General features: G+C 46.4%; 18 protein-coding genes and 1 pseudogene. 11 read left to right on the top strand and 8 right to left on the bottom strand.

Annotated features, from left to right (window positions below; genetic code table 11):
* Positions 1–3 precede the first annotated feature (3 nt).
* Genes nuoG through nuoN form a run of 8 tightly spaced genes read left to right on the top strand, consistent with a single transcriptional unit; the run spans position 4 to position 9952 of the window.
* The gene (gene nuoG / locus BM329_RS03335) at positions 4–2727 is read left to right on the top strand and encodes an NADH-quinone oxidoreductase subunit NuoG (protein WP_092548950.1); all 2724 of its coding nucleotides are present in this window, start codon (positions 4–6) and stop codon (positions 2725–2727) included.
* Positions 2727–3701 (top strand): NADH-quinone oxidoreductase subunit NuoH, encoded by a 975-nt coding sequence (nuoH, locus tag BM329_RS03330; protein WP_092548873.1) that lies wholly within the window; start codon positions 2727–2729, stop codon positions 3699–3701. Before nuoG ends, nuoH begins: the two co-directional genes overlap by 1 nt.
* Before the next feature lie 18 nt (positions 3702–3719).
* Positions 3720–4262, top strand: coding sequence for an NADH-quinone oxidoreductase subunit NuoI (gene nuoI, locus BM329_RS03325; protein WP_045958195.1), 543 nt, complete (start codon positions 3720–3722; stop codon positions 4260–4262).
* Positions 4263–4274: 12 nt separating this feature from the next.
* On the top strand, positions 4275–4802 hold the full coding sequence (gene nuoJ, locus BM329_RS03320; protein WP_092548869.1) for an NADH-quinone oxidoreductase subunit J: 528 nt from the start codon (positions 4275–4277) through the stop codon (positions 4800–4802).
* Positions 4802–5104: an NADH-quinone oxidoreductase subunit NuoK gene (nuoK, locus tag BM329_RS03315; RefSeq protein WP_092548866.1), complete on the top strand. Its 303-nt coding sequence runs from the start codon at positions 4802–4804 to the stop codon at positions 5102–5104. Before nuoJ ends, nuoK begins: the two co-directional genes overlap by 1 nt.
* Positions 5101–6948 carry an NADH-quinone oxidoreductase subunit L gene (gene nuoL / locus BM329_RS03310; RefSeq protein WP_092548863.1) on the top strand — a complete coding sequence of 616 codons (1848 nt, stop codon included), beginning with the start codon at positions 5101–5103 and terminating at the stop codon, positions 6946–6948. Before nuoK ends, nuoL begins: the two co-directional genes overlap by 4 nt.
* Before the next feature lie 19 nt (positions 6949–6967).
* Entirely contained in the window at positions 6968–8488 is a 1521-nt protein-coding gene (nuoM, locus tag BM329_RS03305) for an NADH-quinone oxidoreductase subunit M (protein WP_092548860.1), read from the top strand.
* Between the two features lie 6 nt (positions 8489–8494).
* Complete coding sequence (gene nuoN / locus BM329_RS03300) at positions 8495–9952, top strand: NADH-quinone oxidoreductase subunit NuoN (RefSeq protein WP_092548857.1); 1458 nt, start codon at positions 8495–8497, stop codon at positions 9950–9952.
* On the opposite strand, the gene BM329_RS14645 is transcribed toward nuoN, so the two are convergent.
* On the bottom strand, positions 9947–10102 hold the full coding sequence (locus BM329_RS14645; protein WP_177216170.1) for a hypothetical protein: 156 nt from the start codon (positions 10100–10102) through the stop codon (positions 9947–9949). The genes nuoN and BM329_RS14645 overlap by 6 nt on opposite strands.
* Here BM329_RS14645 and BM329_RS15275 point away from each other — a divergent pair.
* Positions 10056–10199: pseudogene (locus BM329_RS15275) on the top strand (IS1 family transposase); the annotation flags it as partial. The gene BM329_RS14645 and the pseudogene BM329_RS15275 overlap by 47 nt on opposite strands.
* 152 nt (positions 10200–10351) lie before the next feature.
* Complete coding sequence (locus tag BM329_RS03290; protein WP_092548852.1) at positions 10352–12346, top strand: BCCT family transporter; 1995 nt, start codon at positions 10352–10354, stop codon at positions 12344–12346.
* A gap of 92 nt (positions 12347–12438) precedes the next feature.
* On the opposite strand, the gene BM329_RS03285 is transcribed toward BM329_RS03290, so the two are convergent.
* From BM329_RS03285 to BM329_RS14635, 7 genes are all read right to left on the bottom strand, one after another.
* Entirely contained in the window at positions 12439–12843 is a 405-nt protein-coding gene (locus BM329_RS03285) for a DUF6691 family protein (RefSeq protein WP_092548849.1), read from the bottom strand.
* A gap of 4 nt (positions 12844–12847) precedes the next feature.
* Positions 12848–13285 (bottom strand): YeeE/YedE family protein, encoded by a 438-nt coding sequence (locus BM329_RS03280; RefSeq protein ID WP_092548846.1) that lies wholly within the window; start codon positions 13283–13285, stop codon positions 12848–12850.
* Position 13286: 1 nt separating this feature from the next.
* The gene (locus BM329_RS03275; protein WP_177216173.1) at positions 13287–13619 is read right to left on the bottom strand and encodes an ArsR/SmtB family transcription factor; all 333 of its coding nucleotides are present in this window, start codon (positions 13617–13619) and stop codon (positions 13287–13289) included.
* Positions 13620–13690: 71 nt separating this feature from the next.
* Positions 13691–13852, bottom strand: a complete 162-nt coding sequence (locus BM329_RS14640) for a hypothetical protein (RefSeq protein WP_177216169.1) — start codon at positions 13850–13852, stop codon at positions 13691–13693.
* The gene (gene dgcN / locus BM329_RS03265) at positions 13827–15065 is read right to left on the bottom strand and encodes a diguanylate cyclase DgcN/YfiN (RefSeq protein ID WP_092548840.1); all 1239 of its coding nucleotides are present in this window, start codon (positions 15063–15065) and stop codon (positions 13827–13829) included. Before dgcN ends, BM329_RS14640 begins: the two co-directional genes overlap by 26 nt.
* Positions 15066–15070: 5 nt before the next feature.
* Positions 15071–15667, bottom strand: a complete 597-nt coding sequence (gene yfiR / locus BM329_RS03260; RefSeq protein ID WP_092548837.1) for a regulatory sequestration protein YfiR — start codon at positions 15665–15667, stop codon at positions 15071–15073.
* Positions 15668–15955: 288 nt separating this feature from the next.
* Positions 15956–16198, bottom strand: a complete 243-nt coding sequence (locus BM329_RS14635; RefSeq protein ID WP_177216172.1) for a hypothetical protein — start codon at positions 16196–16198, stop codon at positions 15956–15958.
* Between the two features lie 146 nt (positions 16199–16344).
* Here BM329_RS14635 and menD point away from each other — a divergent pair, with 146 nt between their 5' ends.
* Entirely contained in the window at positions 16345–18048 is a 1704-nt protein-coding gene (gene menD, locus BM329_RS03255) for a 2-succinyl-5-enolpyruvyl-6-hydroxy-3-cyclohexene-1-carboxylic-acid synthase (protein WP_092548833.1), read from the top strand.
* The last annotated feature ends 47 nt before the right edge of the window (positions 18049–18095 follow it).

Here is an 18095-nt window from a genome sequence, read left to right as displayed (position 1 = left end):
ACTATGGCTACGATACATGTAGACGGCAAAGATTATGATGTAAACGGGGCTGATAACCTGTTACAAGCCTGTCTCTCATTGGGGCTTGATATACCTTATTTTTGCTGGCATCCGGCGCTGGGAAGCGTTGGCGCTTGCCGCCAGTGTGCGGTAAAGCAATATCAGAACGCAGAAGATACGCGCGGTTGTCTGGTGATGTCTTGTATGACACCTGCGACAGATGGCACGTATATTTCCATTGATGATGAAGAAGCAAAGCAGTTCCGCGCAAGTGTTGTGGAATGGCTGATGACTAATCATCCCCACGACTGTCCTGTTTGTGAGGAGGGAGGAAACTGCCATTTGCAGGATATGACGGTAATGACCGGGCACTCGTTCCGTAAGTACCGTTTTACCAAGCGTACTCACAAAAATCAGGAATTGGGTCCATTTATTGCCCATGAAATGAACCGTTGCATTGCCTGTTATCGTTGTGTTCGTTACTACAACGATTATGCGGACGGAACGGATTTAGGCGTTTACGGTGCTCATGACAACATCTATTTTGGTCGCACTGAAAGTGGCACGCTGGAAAGTGAATTTTCCGGTAACCTTGTCGAAATTTGCCCGACAGGGGTGTTTACCGATAAAACCCATTCAGAACGCTACAACCGTAAATGGGACATGCAGTTTGCGCCAAGCATCTGCCAGCAGTGCAGCATCGGCTGTAATACGAGTCCCGGAGAACGCTATGGTGAATTGCGCCGCATAGAGAACCGCTACAACGGTACGGTTAACCATTACTTTATGTGTGACCGTGGGCGCTTTGGTTATGGCTATGTCAATCGTGACGACCGTCCTCGCCAGCCACAACAATTACGTGGTGATCAGTGGATTTCGCTGAATGCGGATCAAGTTATGCAAGGGGGCGCAGATATATTGCGTCAGGCGAAAAAAACCATTGGCATCGGCTCGCCACGTGCCAGCATTGAAAGTAATTTTGCTTTGCGTGAATTAGTTGGCGCAGAAAACTTCTATAGTGGTATTTCAGCAGAAGAGCAACACCGTCTTGACATGATGCTGGAGATCCTCCAACAAGGTGGCGTGTATACACCATCCCTACGTGAAATTGAAGATTATGATGCGGTGCTGGTGTTAGGTGAAGACTTAACTCAAACTGCGGCTCGCATGGCGTTATCAGTGCGTCAGGCAGTGAAGGGCAAGGCCCGTGAGATGGCAGAGGCCCAAAAAGTGGCAGACTGGCAAATCGCGGCGGTCATGAATATCGGCCAGCATGCCAAATATCCTCTGTTCCTGACCAGTGTTGATGATACTCGATTGGATGATGTTGCCGCGTGGGGTTATCGCGCACCTGTTGATGATCAGGCTCGTTTTGGTTTTGCAGTGGCACATGCCCTGAACAATATTGCGCCCGCTGTCAATGACTTGCCGGATGAGCTGCAATCGAAAGTGGAAATCATCGCTCAGGCATTGAGTGACGCGAAAAAGCCATTGATTATCAGTGGCAGCAACACAGGTAGCGATGCCCTGATTCAGGCAGCAGCTAATATTGCATGGGCACTGAAAGATAAAGGTGCAAATGTTGGTCTTTCTTATGTAGCAGCGTATGCCAATAGTTTTGGTCTGGCGATGATGGAAGCACAGCCATTGGATGCTGCTTTACAACGTATCGCCAAAGGGGATTCAGATACTGCGATTGTGGTGGAAAACGATCTCTATCGTCATGCGCCAGCAGATAAAATTAATAATGCACTGAATAGCCTGAAAAACTTGATTGTTGTTGACCATCAGCGTACCGCCATTATGGATAAAGCGCATTTAATCCTGTCAGCATCCAGTTTTGCAGAAAGTGATGGTACGCTGGTGAATCAGGAAGGTCGCGCACAGCGCTATTTCCAAGTTTATGAACCTGCATTCTATGACAAGTCCATCGTTATGCTGGAAAGCTGGCGCTGGATGCACTCCCTGTATACTACTTACACACAATGTCAGACTGACTGGACGCAACTTGACCACGTTATTGAAGCCTGTGTCAAAGCGATGCCGCAATTCAAAGGCATCGTTAATGCAGCACCAGATGCCACATTCCGTGTCCGTGGGCAAAAATTAGCACGTTCACCTCATCGTTATAGTGGTCGTACCGCCATGTTGGCTGATATCAGCGTTCATGAGCAACGCCAGCCACAAGATATCGACACCGCATTTGCTTTCTCAATGGAAGGAAACAACAGCCCATTTGCGCCACGTCAGCAAATTCCGTTTGCCTGGGCACCCGGCTGGAACTCACCACAGGCGTGGAATAAATTTCAGGCTGAAGTGGGTGGAAAATTGCGCTTTGGTGATCCGGGTGTTCGTTTGATTGAAGCCGTTGATGGTGGGCTGAATTATTTCGACAGTATTCCAACCGCATTCAGCGCACAAAAAAATCAATGGCATGTTGCGCCTTATTTCCATTTGTTCGGCAGTGATGAACTGTCACAGCGTTCTGATGTGATACAGGATCGTATGCCTGATCCATATGTGATGATTAATCATAAAGATGCAGAACATTTGAATGTAACAGAAGGAGCCGTGATGGAGTTTGATTGTGAAGGGCAACAACTGCGTTTAGCAGTGCGCTTGAGCGACAATCTGGCTCAGGGGCAAGTTGGTCTGCCGCTGGGAATGCCGGGAATTCCACCGGTTCTGGCAGGAAAATCAGTCAATAATTTACGGGAGGTTGCATAATGCGTTGGCTTACTCCCGATGTGACTGAAATCCTGATTGCTGTTCTGAAAGCGGCTGTGATTCTTCTGATCGTGGTTGTCTGCGGAGCATTCATGAGCTTCTTTGAACGCCGCATTCTTGGCCTGTTCCAGAATCGTTACGGGCCAAACCGTGTCGGCTGGGGCGGTTCATTGCAGCTAGTTGCAGACATGATCAAAATGTTCTTTAAAGAAGACTGGGCACCTCGCTTCGCTGATCGGGCCATTTTCACTCTGGCTCCTGTCATTGCTTTCTGCTCATTGCTTCTGGCCTTTGCTATCGTGCCAGTCAGCCCGACGTGGATGGTGGCAGACCTGGATATCGGTGTCCTGTTCTTCATGATGATGGCGGGTCTGGCAATTTATTCAGTGTTGTTCGCAGGCTGGGCAAGTAACAACAAATATTCCTTGTTGGGTGCGATGCGGGCATCAGCACAAACACTGAGCTATGAAGTTTTCATCGGTCTGTCCATGATGGGGGTTGTGGCACAAGCAGGCTCCTTCAACATGGTCGATATCGTCAACTCACAGCAACATATGTGGAATATCATCCCTCAGTTCTTTGGTTTCCTGACCTTTGCCATTGCTGGTGTGGCGGTGTGTCACCGTCATCCCTTTGACCAGCCGGAAGCAGAACAGGAATTGGCTGATGGTTATCATGTCGAATATTCCGGCATGAAGTTCGGCCTGTTCTTTGTGGGGGAATATATCGCTATCGTGACGGTATCCGCCTTGATCGTCACCTTGTTTTTCGGTGGCTGGAACGGGCCTCTCTTGCCTCCATTCATCTGGTTTGCGCTGAAAACGGCATTTTTCATGATGATGTTTATCTTGATCCGTGCTGCATTGCCGCGCCCGCGTTATGACCAGGTGATGTCGTTTGGCTGGAAAATTTGTTTGCCATTAACGTTACTCAACATGCTGGCAACTGCCGCAGTTATTCTATACAACGCTTAATAAAGGGGTGATTGAACCATGACATTGAAAGAGTTAGTGGTCGGTTTCGCCACCCAGGTACGCAGTATTTGGATGATAGGGCTTCATGCCTTCCATAAACGCGAAACAAAAATGTATCCGGAAGAGCCGGTTTATCTGCCACCCCGTTACCGTGGGCGTATCGTTCTGACTCGTGATCCTGACGGTGAAGAGCGTTGTGTCGCCTGTAACTTGTGTGCGGCAGTATGTCCGGTGGGATGTATCTCACTGCAAAAAGCCGAGCATAAAGATGGTCGTTGGTATCCAGAATTTTTCCGCGTCAACTTTTCGCGTTGTATTTTCTGCGGCCTGTGTGAAGAAGCTTGTCCGACTACCGCTATTCAGTTGACGCCGGATTTTGAACTGGGTGAATTCAAGCGTCAGGATTTAGTCTACGAAAAAGAAGATCTGCTGATTTCAGGGCCGGGCAAGTATCCTGACTATAACTTTTACCGCAAGACAGGCATGGCAATTGACGGCAAGGATAAAGGTGAAGCTGATAATGAGGCCAAACCTATCGACGTTAAAAGCCTGTTGCCGTAAGGAGCGATATTTATGGAATTTACATTTTATGTCGCAGGGCTGGTTGCCATCCTCGCAACACTCAGGGTGATAACCCATACTAATCCGGTACATGCCTTGCTGTATCTGATTATCTCCTTGCTGGCATTGTCCGTCGTATTTTTCTCACTGGGTGCTTATTTCGCCGGTGCTTTGGAGATCATTGTTTACGCAGGGGCGATCATGGTGTTATTCGTCTTTGTTGTGATGATGCTGAACTTAGGAAAATCGGTCGTTGAACAAGAACGGTTGTGGTTGCAGCCCCGTACTTGGATAGGACCGTCCATCTTGTCTATTGCTCTGCTGATCGTGCTGGTTTATGCCATCAGTACTCTGCCATCTGTAGCAATCACAGGTGAAGTAGTCAGTGCCAAAGAGGTGGGCATTAGTTTGTTTGGCCCTTATGTACTGGCAGTCGAACTGGCATCCTTGTTGCTGTTGGCCGGAATGGTGGTGGCTTACCATATTGGTCGTGAAAACCGGCAAGGTGACGTAATTAGCAATCGTGCGGAGGAGCAATAATGATAGCCTTAGACCACGGTCTTATTCTGGCGGCCATTCTGTTTACATTGGGCTTCACCTGTCTGATTATCCGCCGCAATCTGCTATTCATGCTGATTGGTCTGGAAATTATGATCAATGCTTCAGCACTGGCATTTGTCGTTGCCGGTAGCTATTGGCTCCAGCCTGATGGTCAGGTGATGTACATTCTGGCCATTACTCTGGCAGCCGCTGAGGCGAGCATCGGTTTGGCACTGTTACTACAGTTGCACCGACGTCGCCAAAACCTGAATATTGATAATGTCAGTGAGATGCGCGGATGAACTTACTCTATTTAACAATTCTGCTGCCACTGCTGGGATTTTTGCTACTGGCATTTTCCCGTGGCCGCTGGTCTGAAAATCTGTCAGCCGCCATTGGGATTGGTTCTGTTGGGTTGGCAGCGTTGGTCACACTTTGGGCCGGCATAGATTTCCTTTCCCAAAATGGGGAAGGGGGGCTGGTTTACAGCCAGACATTATGGAACTGGATGGCGGTGGATAATTTCAGTATTCCCGTTAATTTAGTACTGGACGGTTTGTCACTGACCATGCTGAGTGTAGTGACTGGCATCGGTTTCCTGATCCATATTTATGCCTCATGGTATATGCGTGGTGAAGAGGGTTATTCCCGCTTCTTTGCTTATACCAACTTGTTTATCGCCAGCATGGTGGTATTGGTGCTGGCTGATAACATGCTGCTGATGTACCTCGGTTGGGAAGGTGTGGGGCTGTGCAGTTATCTGTTGATTGGTTTCTACTACAAAACCCCGGCCAATGGCGCAGCGGCAATGAAAGCTTTCATCGTGACCCGTGTGGGTGACGTGTTCCTCGCCATCGGTATGTTTATTCTTTATGACCAGCTCGGCACGCTGAGTTTCCGTGAGCTGGCGGTATTGGCTCCACAACATATCGAAGCAGGTTCGACTGCGATCACTTGGGCAACCCTGATGATTCTGGGTGGTGCAGTGGGTAAATCTGCTCAGTTGCCATTGCAAACATGGTTGGCGGATGCGATGGCAGGCCCAACTCCGGTTTCGGCCCTGATCCACGCCGCAACAATGGTTACCGCCGGTGTTTACCTGATTGCACGCAGCCATGCTTTGTTCCTGATGACACCGGATATTCTGCATCTGGTGGGCATCATTGGTGCGGTGACTTTACTGTTGGCGGGTTTTGCTGCGCTGGTACAAACTGATATCAAACGCGTTCTGGCCTATTCCACCATGAGCCAGATTGGTTACATGTTTCTGGCATTGGGTGTGCAAGCGTGGGATGCAGCCATTTTCCATCTGATGACTCATGCGTTCTTCAAAGCATTACTGTTCCTTGCCTCTGGGTCAGTGATTCTGGCCTGCCATCATGAACAGAACATCTTCAAAATGGGTGGCCTGAGCAAGCGTATTCCGTTTGTTTATCTCTGCTTCCTCGTGGGTGGTTCTGCGCTTTCGGCTCTGCCTTTATTGACCGCAGGTTTCTACAGTAAAGACGAAATCCTGTGGGGCGCACTGGCAAATGGTCATATGAACCTGATGCTGGCGGGGCTGATTGGGGCTTTGATGACATCCCTGTACACCTTCCGCATGATCTTCATTGTGTTCCACGGTGAAGAAAATACCCATGCTCATCCGGTCAAGGGCATTACCCATACCTTGCCACTGTCAGTACTGCTGGTATTGTCCACCTTTATTGGTGGTACGCTGATTAAGCTTCCATTGGCGGGTGTTCTGCCAGAAAGCAATGCAGGGCACGACGGCAAAATGCTGCTGGAAATTGTTTCTGGTGTGGTTGCCGTTATCGGTATCTTATTGGCGGCAGCGCTGTATCTTGGCAAACGCAGTGTGGTTAATGCCACAGCAAACAGTGCACCGGGTCGTTTCTTCTCTGCATGGTGGTTTCATGCATGGGGATTTGATGCGCTGTATGACTGGGTATTCGTGAAACCATTCAAAGGCCTTACCAACTTATTGCAAAGTGATCCTTTGAACTCACTGATGAACATTCCTGTCGTATTGTCACGTTGGGGCAATAAAGGTCTTCGTTGGAGTGAGAACGGACAAGTCCGTTGGTACGCTACCTCTATGGGGTTGGGTGCAGTGCTGGTTTTAGCTCTGCTGCTTTTGGTTTAATTAAGGGACACATTGCGCCATGCTACTACCTTGGCTAATTCTTCTGCCCTTCATCGGAGGCCTGCTGTGCTGGCAGGCAGAGCGCTTCGGCACCCGTATGCCGCGTTGGATAGCGCTTCTGGCGATGGGACTGACACTGTTACTCTCCCTGCACTTGTGGTTGCAGGGCGGCTATACACTCACCAACCCGCAGGGTATTCCACAGTGGCAAACAGAATTCCTGCTGCCGTGGATACCTCGCTTTGGCATTAGCATTCATCTGGCAATGGATGGGCTTTCCTTGCTGATGGTCGTGCTGACCGCATTGCTGGGTCTGATGGCAATCCTCTGTTCGTGGAATGAAAACCAGCCATACCAAGGCTTCTTCCATCTGAACCTGCTATGGATACTCGGTGGTGTAATGGGGGTTTTCCTTGCCATTGACCTGTTCTTGTTCTTCTTCTTCTGGGAAGTGATGCTGGTTCCGATGTATTTCCTGATCGCACTTTGGGGTCACAGGGGGTCGGAAGGTAAAACCCGTATCACAGCGGCAACGAAATTCTTCATTTATACCCAGGCCAGTGGTCTGGTGATGTTGATTTCGATTCTGGCGCTGGCTTTCATTTACCATGATGCAACGGGTGAATGGTCATTCAACTATGAAAAACTGTTGAATACGCCAATGTCATATACCATCCAATACTTGCTGATGCTGGGTTTCTTCATTGCGTTCGCCGTGAAAATGCCGGTAGTTCCTCTGCACGGTTGGTTGCCGGATGCACATAGCCAGGCACCCACGGCGGGTTCAGTTGACCTTGCAGGGATCTTATTGAAAACAGCGGCGTATGGTTTGCTGCGTTTCAGCTTGCCACTGTTCCCACAAGCTTCTGCGGACTTTGCCCCGATTGCGATGTGGTTCGGGGTTATCGGTATTTTCTACGGTGCATGGATGGCCTTTAGCCAGACTGACATCAAACGTCTGATTGCCTATACCAGTGTTTCCCACATGGGTTTTGTTCTTATCGCCATCTATACGGGTAGCCAATTGGCTTATCAGGGCGCGGTTATCCAAATGATCGCTCATGGCTTGTCTGCCGCTGGCCTGTTCATTCTTTGCGGTCAATTATATGAACGCCTGCATACCCGTGATATGCGTCAAATGGGCGGTTTGTGGTCAAGAGTTCAACTGCTGCCAGCGATATCCCTGTTTTTCGCGGTAGCCACATTAGGTATGCCGGGAACCGGTAACTTTGTTGGTGAATTCATGATCCTGTTCGGTAGCTTCAGTAAATTCACCCTGATTACCACGGTATCCGTATTCGGTTTGGTTTTTGCGTCTGTTTATGCACTATATTTAATGCAAAAGGCTTATTACGGCACGCCAAAAACAGATAAACCGCTACCGCAAATGGATGCCCGCGAAATCTCCATTCTGCTGTTACTGGTCGTCTTGCTGGTGATCTTGGGAGTTTATCCACAACCAATCCTTGATACTTCAGCCACAGCGATGAGCAACATCCAGAATTGGTATTCAGCTTCACTTTTAACTACAAGGCCGTAATTCGCCATGACAATAACTTCTGAACAATTGATCGCACTGTTGCCGCTATTGATCGTCGGATTAATAGTGGTGGTTGTGATGCTGTCCATTGCGTGGCGACGCGATCATTTCACCAATGTCACCCTGACGGTGATTGGCCTTAATCTGGCTCTGTTTTCTCTCTATTTTGTGGGACAACAAGAGCCGATGGATGTCACGCCACTGATTCATGTGGATCGTTTTGCAATGTTCTATACAGCCCTTGTGCTGATTGCAAGCCTTGCAACGACGACATTTGCTTATTCATGGTTGGAGAATTATCCCGATAACAAAGAAGAATTTTATCTTTTGGTGTTGATTGCGGCTGTTGGGGGAATTCTGCTCTCTTCTGCCAACCATATGGCATCGCTGTTTATCGGGATTGAACTGATCACTCTGCCACTATTTGGATTGATTGGTTATGCATATCGCCAGAAACGTTCACTGGAAGCCAGTATCAAATATATGTTGCTGTCCGCAACGGCATCTTCATTCCTGCTGTTTGGTATTGCGCTGTTGTATGCTGAATCCGGTGACTTGTCCTTCGCATCACTGGGTAAAAGCTTAAGTGACAGTAAACTGCATGAACCTCTGGTCCTGGCAGGATTGGCTATGATGATCGTGGGACTGGGCTTTAAACTCTCCCTCGTGCCTTTCCAACTGTGGACACCGGATGTTTATCAAGGTGCACCAGCACCAGTATCGACCTTTCTGGCGACAGCAAGTAAAGTGGCTATCTTTGCTGTGGTTATGCGCTTGTTCCTTGAAGCGCCTGTCACCGAAAGCGAAACCCTGCGCATTGTGCTGACTGTCATTGCCATTGCATCTATCCTGTTTGGTAACTTATTGGCGTTGACACAAAGCAATATTAAACGTCTATTGGGTTACTCATCCATTTCTCATCTGGGCTATTTGCTGGTGGTGTTGGTTGCCATCAAAGATCACACACTGGCAGAAGAGACGGCGGGTATCTATCTGGTGGGTTATCTGCTTGCCAGTATCGGGGCATTTGGCGTAGTCAGTTTGATGTCCAGCCCGTACAGAGGGCCGGATGCAGATTCACTGTTCTCATATCGCGGCTTGTTCTGGCATAAACCGATCCTGTCAGCCGTTATGACCATTATGATGCTGTCATTGGCGGGGATTCCGTTAACCTTCGGCTTCATTGGTAAATTCTACGTTATCGCAACCGGTGTTGAAGCGAGATTGTGGTGGCTGACTGGCGCGGTAGTTCTGGGTAGTGCCATTGGCCTTTACTACTATCTGCGTGTGATGGTGAGTTTATACTTGCCAGCACCGAAGGCGCTGAACCGTGATACACCACACAATTGGGCATTCACTGCTGGCGGGATTGTTGTATTGCTTACAGGGTTGTTGGTGTTAATCCTCGGTGTTTGGCCACAACCGTTGATTGATATTGTTCAACAGGCGAAAAGCGCTTTATAAGACAATAACCTCAATAACCTCAATAACCTCAATAACCTCAATAACCTGAATAACAGAATAAAAAACCCAGTCATTGTTGGCTGGGTTTTTTATTCTGGGCTGGAATTTGGCAAGGTTGACTTGCAAAACACGTTCTTTTTCAAAATCCATTGAAATGCATGATAAAGTTATTGGGCATTATTTCCACCACCGCCGTTCGACATACCCCTCTGTAAGTACAGTTGATTCCATTTTTATGTTAAGGTGACTTTTAGCGTAGGCTGAGTGAATAATAATCACAATAGAGCCGCTAGGTATATAACGCTTTGTTAAGTTTATATTTATTTATTGGCATCTCTGCAAAATTGCTTATTGGGGTAAATAGGAGATAGTGTCGAACACTAATTTTGAAGGATAATTATGAGTCAAGATAATACTGGTCAGGTAAAGACTAAAACTTCCATTAACCCACCAGTTTTTTTCTTCTCGGCGTTTTTAGTCATTGCTCTGGTGACATTCGCTGGTTTGAAACCCGAACTTGCCGATCGATGGTTTAAGGCTTTACAGCAGGACATTTTTGTTAATGCCAGTTGGTTTTATATTCTTGCAGTTGCCTTGATTTTGCTTTCGGTTACCTATCTGGGATTGTCCAGATACGGCAATATAAAACTGGGTCCCGACCATGCTGAACCAGATTTCAGTTATTTTTCCTGGTTTGCCATGCTCTTTTCTGCGGGGATGGGGATCGGGCTTATGTTTTTTGGTGTGGCTGAACCCGTCATGCACTACCTATCTCCTCCGGTAGGGACACCTGAAAGCATCGAAGCTGCAAAACAAGCGATAAAACTGACTTTCTTCCATTGGGGGCTTCATGCCTGGGCAATTTATGCCATTGTAGCGTTAATTCTGGCATTTTTTAGTTACCGACACGGTTTGCCTCTGACATTGCGCTCTGCGCTGTATCCGATTATTGGCGATAAAATTTATGGACCAATGGGGCATGCCGTTGATGTTTTTGCTGTTATTGGCACAGTATTTGGTGTCGCGACCTCTTTGGGCTATGGCGTCCTTCAGGTTAATGCCGGCCTTAACCATCTTTTTGGTTTGCCTATCAATGAAACAGTACAGGTTATACTGATTATTGCTATTACCGCTCTGGCAACCCTGTCTGTTGTTTCCGGTCTGAATAAAGGCATTCGTATTTTGTCTGAATTGAATCTGGGTCTGGCGGTTTTATTGTTGCTTTTGGTGGTGGCTCTGGGACCTACCGTACTGCTGCTGAAATCCTTTGTGGAAAATACAGGCGGCTACTTTTCAGAAATTGTCAGCAAAACATTTAACCTGTATGCCTATGAACCTAAATCCAGCAACTGGTTGGGGGGATGGACATTACTGTATTGGGGATGGTGGTTATCGTGGTCTCCATTTGTTGGCATGTTTATCGCGAGAGTCTCGCGGGGACGCACAATCAGAGAATTTGTAACAGGCGTCTTGTTTGTACCCAGTGGTTTTACCCTGATGTGGATGACGGCATTTGGTAACAGCTCCATTGATTTGATTGCCAATAAAGGAGCAACAGAATTAGCCGATGTAGTACAGTCAGATGTTTCTCTGGCACTGTTTAATTTTCTGGAGCATTTCCCGTTTCCTTCCGTACTTTCGTTTATCGCTATAGTCATGGTTGTGATGTTTTTCGTGACTTCAGCAGATTCTGGTGCAATGGTGGTTGATACACTGGTTTCTGGTGGTGCTGACCATACACCTGTCTGGCAACGGATCTTCTGGGCAGGTTTGATGGGTGTCGTGGCTATTTCATTATTGATTGCAGGTGGTTTATCCGCCTTGCAAACGGTAACGATTGCTAGTGCGCTTCCTTTCTCCGTCATTCTGCTGATATCAATCTATGGCTTGCTTAAGGCATTACGGATTGATGCATACAAAAAAGACAGCCAACAAATGACTACGATTGCGCCTCCGGCCAGTCGAAATCCTATTCCGTGGCAACGAAGATTAAGAAATATCGTTTATTATCCTAAGAGTTCACAAGTGAAGCGTTTTATGATCGAGGTTATCCAAAGTTCAATGGAGCTGGTGGCCGAGGAATTGGGGAAACAGAACAAAGTTGCTGTTATTAATAATGAAATGGATGGCCGAATTCATCTGGAGGTGGATTTTGGCGAAAATCTTAACTTTGTCTATGAAGTTCGTCTGAGAAGTTATATTCAACCTACATTTGCTATTGCAGGTTTGGAAGATGATGAAAAAAGTGAGGAACAAAAATATTATCGCGCTGAAGTTTACCTTAAAGAAGGTGGGCAGGATTATGATCTGATGGGGTGGACGCAAGAGCAGATTATCCATGATATTTTGGATCAATACGAAAAGCACATTCACTTTTTGCATTTGGTTCGTTAATAAAAAGCCAATCCCCAGATTGTTAATCTGGGGATTCTTTTGTTTGTCGGCTGATGGCACGATTAAGCAGAATTATGTTGATACAATGTCAGTTATTTTTTATGACCCACCAACCACATTCCGACGATCATCGCCAGTACAAAGGCGAACCCTTTTGCATAGCCCGCTCCCAGTAGTACTAACCCGGGTCCCGGACAAATCCCGGCAATGCCCCATCCCAGCCCAAAAAGCGCGGCTCCCCCTACCAAACGCCAGTCTATTTGACGCTGGTCAGGTAATATCATTGGTGTACCACAAAGTGCATACTGACGACGTTTAGCCAGTGCGAAACCGAACAAACCGACAATAATAGCTCCCATCATCACAAATGCCAGAGACGGATCCCACGGATGTGCTAGATCCAGAAAGCCCAAAACTTTTTCCGGGTTTGCCATCCCACTGATAATCAACCCTAAACCAAAAATGACACCAGACAGAAGAGAAAGTATCACCATCATTTTTTCATCCTCCTAAGGACCAAGCACCCAGCACCGTTGCCGTAAAAAATCCCACGGCCATAAAGATCAGTGTGGCGACCAATGAACGCAAAGAGAGACGAGAAAGTCCACATACGCCATGTCCGCTGGTACAGCCGGAGCCAATACGTGTTCCCATTCCCACCAAAAGACCCGCGATAATAATGGTAGGCCAAGATGCTGTAACTGTGATTTCCGGTAATGGATACAGCAGGCCATAGAGTACAGGTGCAATAATTATGCCTGTGAGAAATGCCACCCGCCATGAGCGATCTTTCGTTTCACGTTGCAGCAATCCGCCGAGAATACCGCTGATACCGGCAATTCGACCACAAAACAATATCAGCACAATTGCAGCCAGACCAATCAATATTCCCCCACCAAAGCTCAGCGCCGGTGTGAACTGGGCAAAATTAATGCTCATCCTAGTCTCCTGTTATTTCCGGTTTCGGGCAATACAAGGTATAAAGAGTATGAAGTAATGTCAGAATGCGTTCATCTTCAATACGATAGAAGATCTGTTTTCCTTCCCGACGTGTCTTCACCAGATTCAACCGCCGCATTACACCAAGTTGCTGTGACAGAGTCGGCTGATGGATACCCACAGCTTCTTCAAGTTGTCCAACAGAGGCTTCTCCCTGACTCAGCTGGCACATTAATAGTAAGCGGTCATCATTGGAAAGAGCGTGTAATACATCTGCCACTCCTTCAGCAGCCTCACGCATTGCTTGTTGCAAAGAACGATCCATCTTCATCATCACATTCTCACTTTAACAATTTATTTTTTTATATAATATAATTTTGTAAGTTAAATGCAAATAAAGGATAATTAATCGTTGTAACTCACTTCTCCATAGTTGTCAGTATGGCCGTCGAGGTGTGCGTGATGAATGCCAACTTTGGTCAAAACGTTTGACAGTTCTTTGAGTTTATCTTCACCTTCTGGGTGCCAGTGAAATTGGTTATTACCAAACAGTACTTTTTCTGACATGCCAACCGCCACCTCGTTGTTTGATGTGGTACATGGCTGCATCGGCTTCAGACAATAATTGCTCGGCTGTTAACTCTCTGTTGGATAAGGCGATGCCAATACTCAGTGTGATTCGCAGGTGCTGGCCGTTGGGAAGGGGAATGGGAGCGTCCATAGCGTGAATGATATTTTTTGCGACGCATTCGGCATCTTCCAGATTGGCCGAAGGTAATAAGATGGCAAATTCATCCCCGCCAAGCCGGGCAACGGTGTCTGTTTTCCTGACCCTTCTTTTTAAAGTGGCAGCGATAGTGACAAGAACGTGATCGCCGGCAGCATGCCCATAGATATCGTTGACGTATTTCAGTCGGTTGCTATCGATAAATAATATGGCTGCACTTTCACGCATGAACTTATCATTCATTACCGTTGAAAGAACACGTTCAAATGTTGCACGATTCGGTAAACCGGTCAGTGAGTCATGCTGCGCCTGCCAGGTTAAAACGGCCTTTTCTGTCTGTAGGTGATGCTGCCATTCTTCCAGTTCTTCAAGAAGATGATTAAAGACCTGACTTAATTCATGTAATTCAGCAATATAGGCTGAGGGTACACGCCGTGAAAATGCGCATCGTTGCCGGACATCATGGGCAACAACGGTAATATTTTGCAATGCCCGGACAATACCATCATGCATACGCAGGGAGAGATAAAGTGAGATCACGGCGCTGAATAGCAGGCAAGCAAATAAAAGCAGCAAAGCCTGATAAATAAACTGGATGATGTGATCGCTGTTGCCAATTAGCCAGACTGAGCCGACTTTTTGGTGATGATAGTAAATGGGAAGGGTAAATGGTTCAGGAAAAAGCCAGCGTTCGACCAACTTTTTGAAGTTACCCAAGCGGGCTTCTTGATTGGATTGCCAGCTTGCTAACACTTGTTGTTTGGCATCAAAGATCTCGGCTTTTGTAAAATCATTATGAACCGCGATCATCTCCAGTATTTCGATCGCGGCGGTTTTATCCTGAAAAACTACGGCAGCTTGTGCTGTATGGGCGATGGTTGTGGCAATCAGTTTTAGGTTATTTTTGGCATAATCTTGCATAGCAAGTAATGACAATAAAGATAGAAATAATCCCACGACGGATAACGTGATAAATGTGATAACTAAATGGATCCGGTGAAAAACCTGGCGCAAAGTAGGACGCGATGACATTAGTGAATAACGTTTTTTCATACAGATTATTCCACCTTACGCGCTAATTGTAAGACATTCGGATGCACGCGTACGCCACTGCGCGTCAGAATATTGAGGTTTAGGCTAAATGTTACTTGCGTGTTACTAATGTTGAGGCAAAATGCACTGCCTATTTCGCAGTGTGGGTTGTTTTCAGCAATAGTGAGCAGTGGTTTATTATTTTTCTGGCTAATGACTTGGTGCAGGAGCAAGGGGTTGACTTGACCGTAGTAAATCACATCACACTTTTCTATTAATTGTTTTACGTTGAAATTCAGGGTTTCTATGTGCAATTTTGTTTGATCAGAAATCATATTAATGTGGGTTAAGGCGCTAATGTAATTGGATGGGGGAACCAGACACAAGCGCAGAGCAGCACGTGTAGTAGGCCAGTGTGTATAACTGATGATCCCAGAAATTACCCTGGCAACATTTTCATTGAGTTTTAGCTTTTCATTAGTGTCAGGCATGGCCATTACCACTGAATTACCCATCACGATGATTAAGAATAAGGTTGTCAATAACCGTAAAAATACTCTGGAAATAAACTGATTAGAAACAATATGTCTACAAAGATGATGAGTCCGTTCAATCAATTGCATAACGAATTCCAAGATTTGTCTTTGATATCAGGTAAATAATAGTATTGAAATTATTGATAAAGTATGTTCTCAGCTAAAATCTATCTCATTGTGGTATTACTGATACCGACTGAGATAGGTTATAAAACCCATTAATAACTTGATGGAATTATTTATACCCCTAAATATAATTCACACTGAAATAAATAAATTACTATCTATCTGTCGATGAGTTTTTATTGATTCCTATTATATGTCCATGATTGTCATAAGTGATACTGGAAACTTTGCTTTGCCTTCGTAACTCTCCTATACCCATTGGATTTCAAGATGCAGCGCGACGGCAAGGAACGAATCCCCTGGAGCATAGATAACTATGTGACCGGGGTGAGTGAGCGCAGCCAACAAAGCTGCATCTTGAAAGACGACAGGTATATATCTCTGACCAGCCATAACCCATTTTTGGCTGGTTGTATCTTTTCTGTCATGCAAGTTCACTTTTTGATGTCTAAAATTACCCGCTTTATTGCTGATTGGATTTATAATCCCCATTTATAGTGGAAGTATTACCAATTAAATGGTAATTCCTTGAAGTAAGATAAGGAAATCGCTTTTACAAGTACTATGGCAAGTAATGCTTTATATAATACTTCTTATTCTTTGAGCACCATTTTTTTATAAGTTTCTTTGAGCATCATATGTCAAATTGCGCACTGAACCGCCGTTGGGCGGAACTCTTATTGGAAGCACTGACCCGCCACGGATTGCGTCATGTTTGTATTGCCCCTGGTTCCCGTTCAACCCCCTTGATATTGGCTGCCGCAGAAAACCAAAAACTTACTTGTCATACTCATTTTGATGAACGGGGTTTGGGACATTTGGCTTTAGGGCTGGCAAAAGTGAGCAGAAAGCCTGTGGCAGTTATTGTGACATCAGGAACGGCAGTCGCCAATTTGTACCCTTCTTTGATTGAAGCAGGATTGACGGGGGAAAAGCTGGTCTTTCTCACTGCCGACAGACCACCAGAACTAATTGATTGTGGTGCAAATCAGGCTATTCGCCAGATAGGTATTTTTGCTTCCTATCCTTCCCAGACTTTGGCATTACCATGCCCAACCACAGATATTCCTGCCAGTTGGCTGGTTTCCTCTCTTGATAATGGGATGTCAAACCTGAAACAAGGATCGCTGCATATTAATTGTCCGTTTGCTGAGCCTTTATATGGCAATGATATGACGGCGCATCAGGATTGGCAGCAAACATTGGGGGAATGGTGGCAGGGAAGTGAGCCGTGGTTGAGTCAGCCTGAAATCCGTACTATGACCAAGGTTGAGGATTGGGAATTCTGGCGGCAAAAACGAGGCATTGTTCTGGCAGGGAGAATGGACGCTGAAGAGGGAGAACTCGTTGCCCGATGGGCAAAAGAAATGGGCTGGCCGTTGATCGGTGACGTGTTATCTCAAACCGGACAGCCTTTGCCACATGCTGATTTATGGCTGAATCATTCCCGTACTCAGGATATTTTGTCGCAAGGACAATTGGTTATCCAGTTTGGTGCCAGCCTGACAGGAAAACGGCTGTTGCAATGGCAGGAAAAATGTCAGCCAGAACAGTATTGGATTGTTGATCCGATCTCTGGCAGGCTTGATCCCGCAAATCATCAAGGACGCAAATTTACTTGCCGTGTGGCGGATTGGTTACGTGAGCATCCTGCCCATCTTACACGCCATCCTACCCATGTTTCATATTCGCAATTCTCTTGGGCAGATGAACTGGAAATATGGTCAAGAAAAGCTTTCGAATGCACTCAAACAAAATTAGCCGAAAGATTCAGTGAAGCGGCAGTAGCACATCAATTGCACCAGTTATTGCCAGAACAAGGGCAGTTGTTTATCGGTAACAGCTTGATTGTGCGCTTGGTTGATGCCTTAGGGCAGCTTCCCGCCGGTTACCCGGTTTACAGTAATCGTGGTGCCAGTGGCATTGACGGATTGATCGCAACCGCAGTGGGTGTGCAGCGAGCAGCCAATAAGCCGACATTGGCGATTATCGGTGATATTTCAGCTCTCTATGATCTGAACAGCCTGGCTCTGTTACGTAATCTTTCCACACCGTTACTGTTAATTGTTGTCAATAATAATGGCGGCCAGATTTTTTCATTGTTACCAACACCGCAGGAAGAGCGGCAACGTTTCTACTGTATGCCACAAGATGTCAATTTTGATCACGCTGCCGCTATGTTTGGTCTGAATTATGCCGCTCCAGCAAATTGGACAGAATTAAAACAATACGTCAGACAAGTGTGGGAACATAAGGTGACAACATTAATTGAATTAAAGGTTGCTGACAGCGAAGGTGCGACATGTCTGCAAGAGTTACTGAAACAGGTAGCCAAGTTGTGATACTGAGTTGTCAGACATTTCATTCTCCTAATATTTCTTATTACTTT

The sequence above is a fragment of the Xenorhabdus koppenhoeferi genome, assembly GCF_900116635.1.
Classification (GTDB): domain Bacteria; phylum Pseudomonadota; class Gammaproteobacteria; order Enterobacterales; family Enterobacteriaceae; genus Xenorhabdus; species Xenorhabdus koppenhoeferi.
This window is presented reverse-complemented; position numbering and strand designations above follow the sequence as displayed.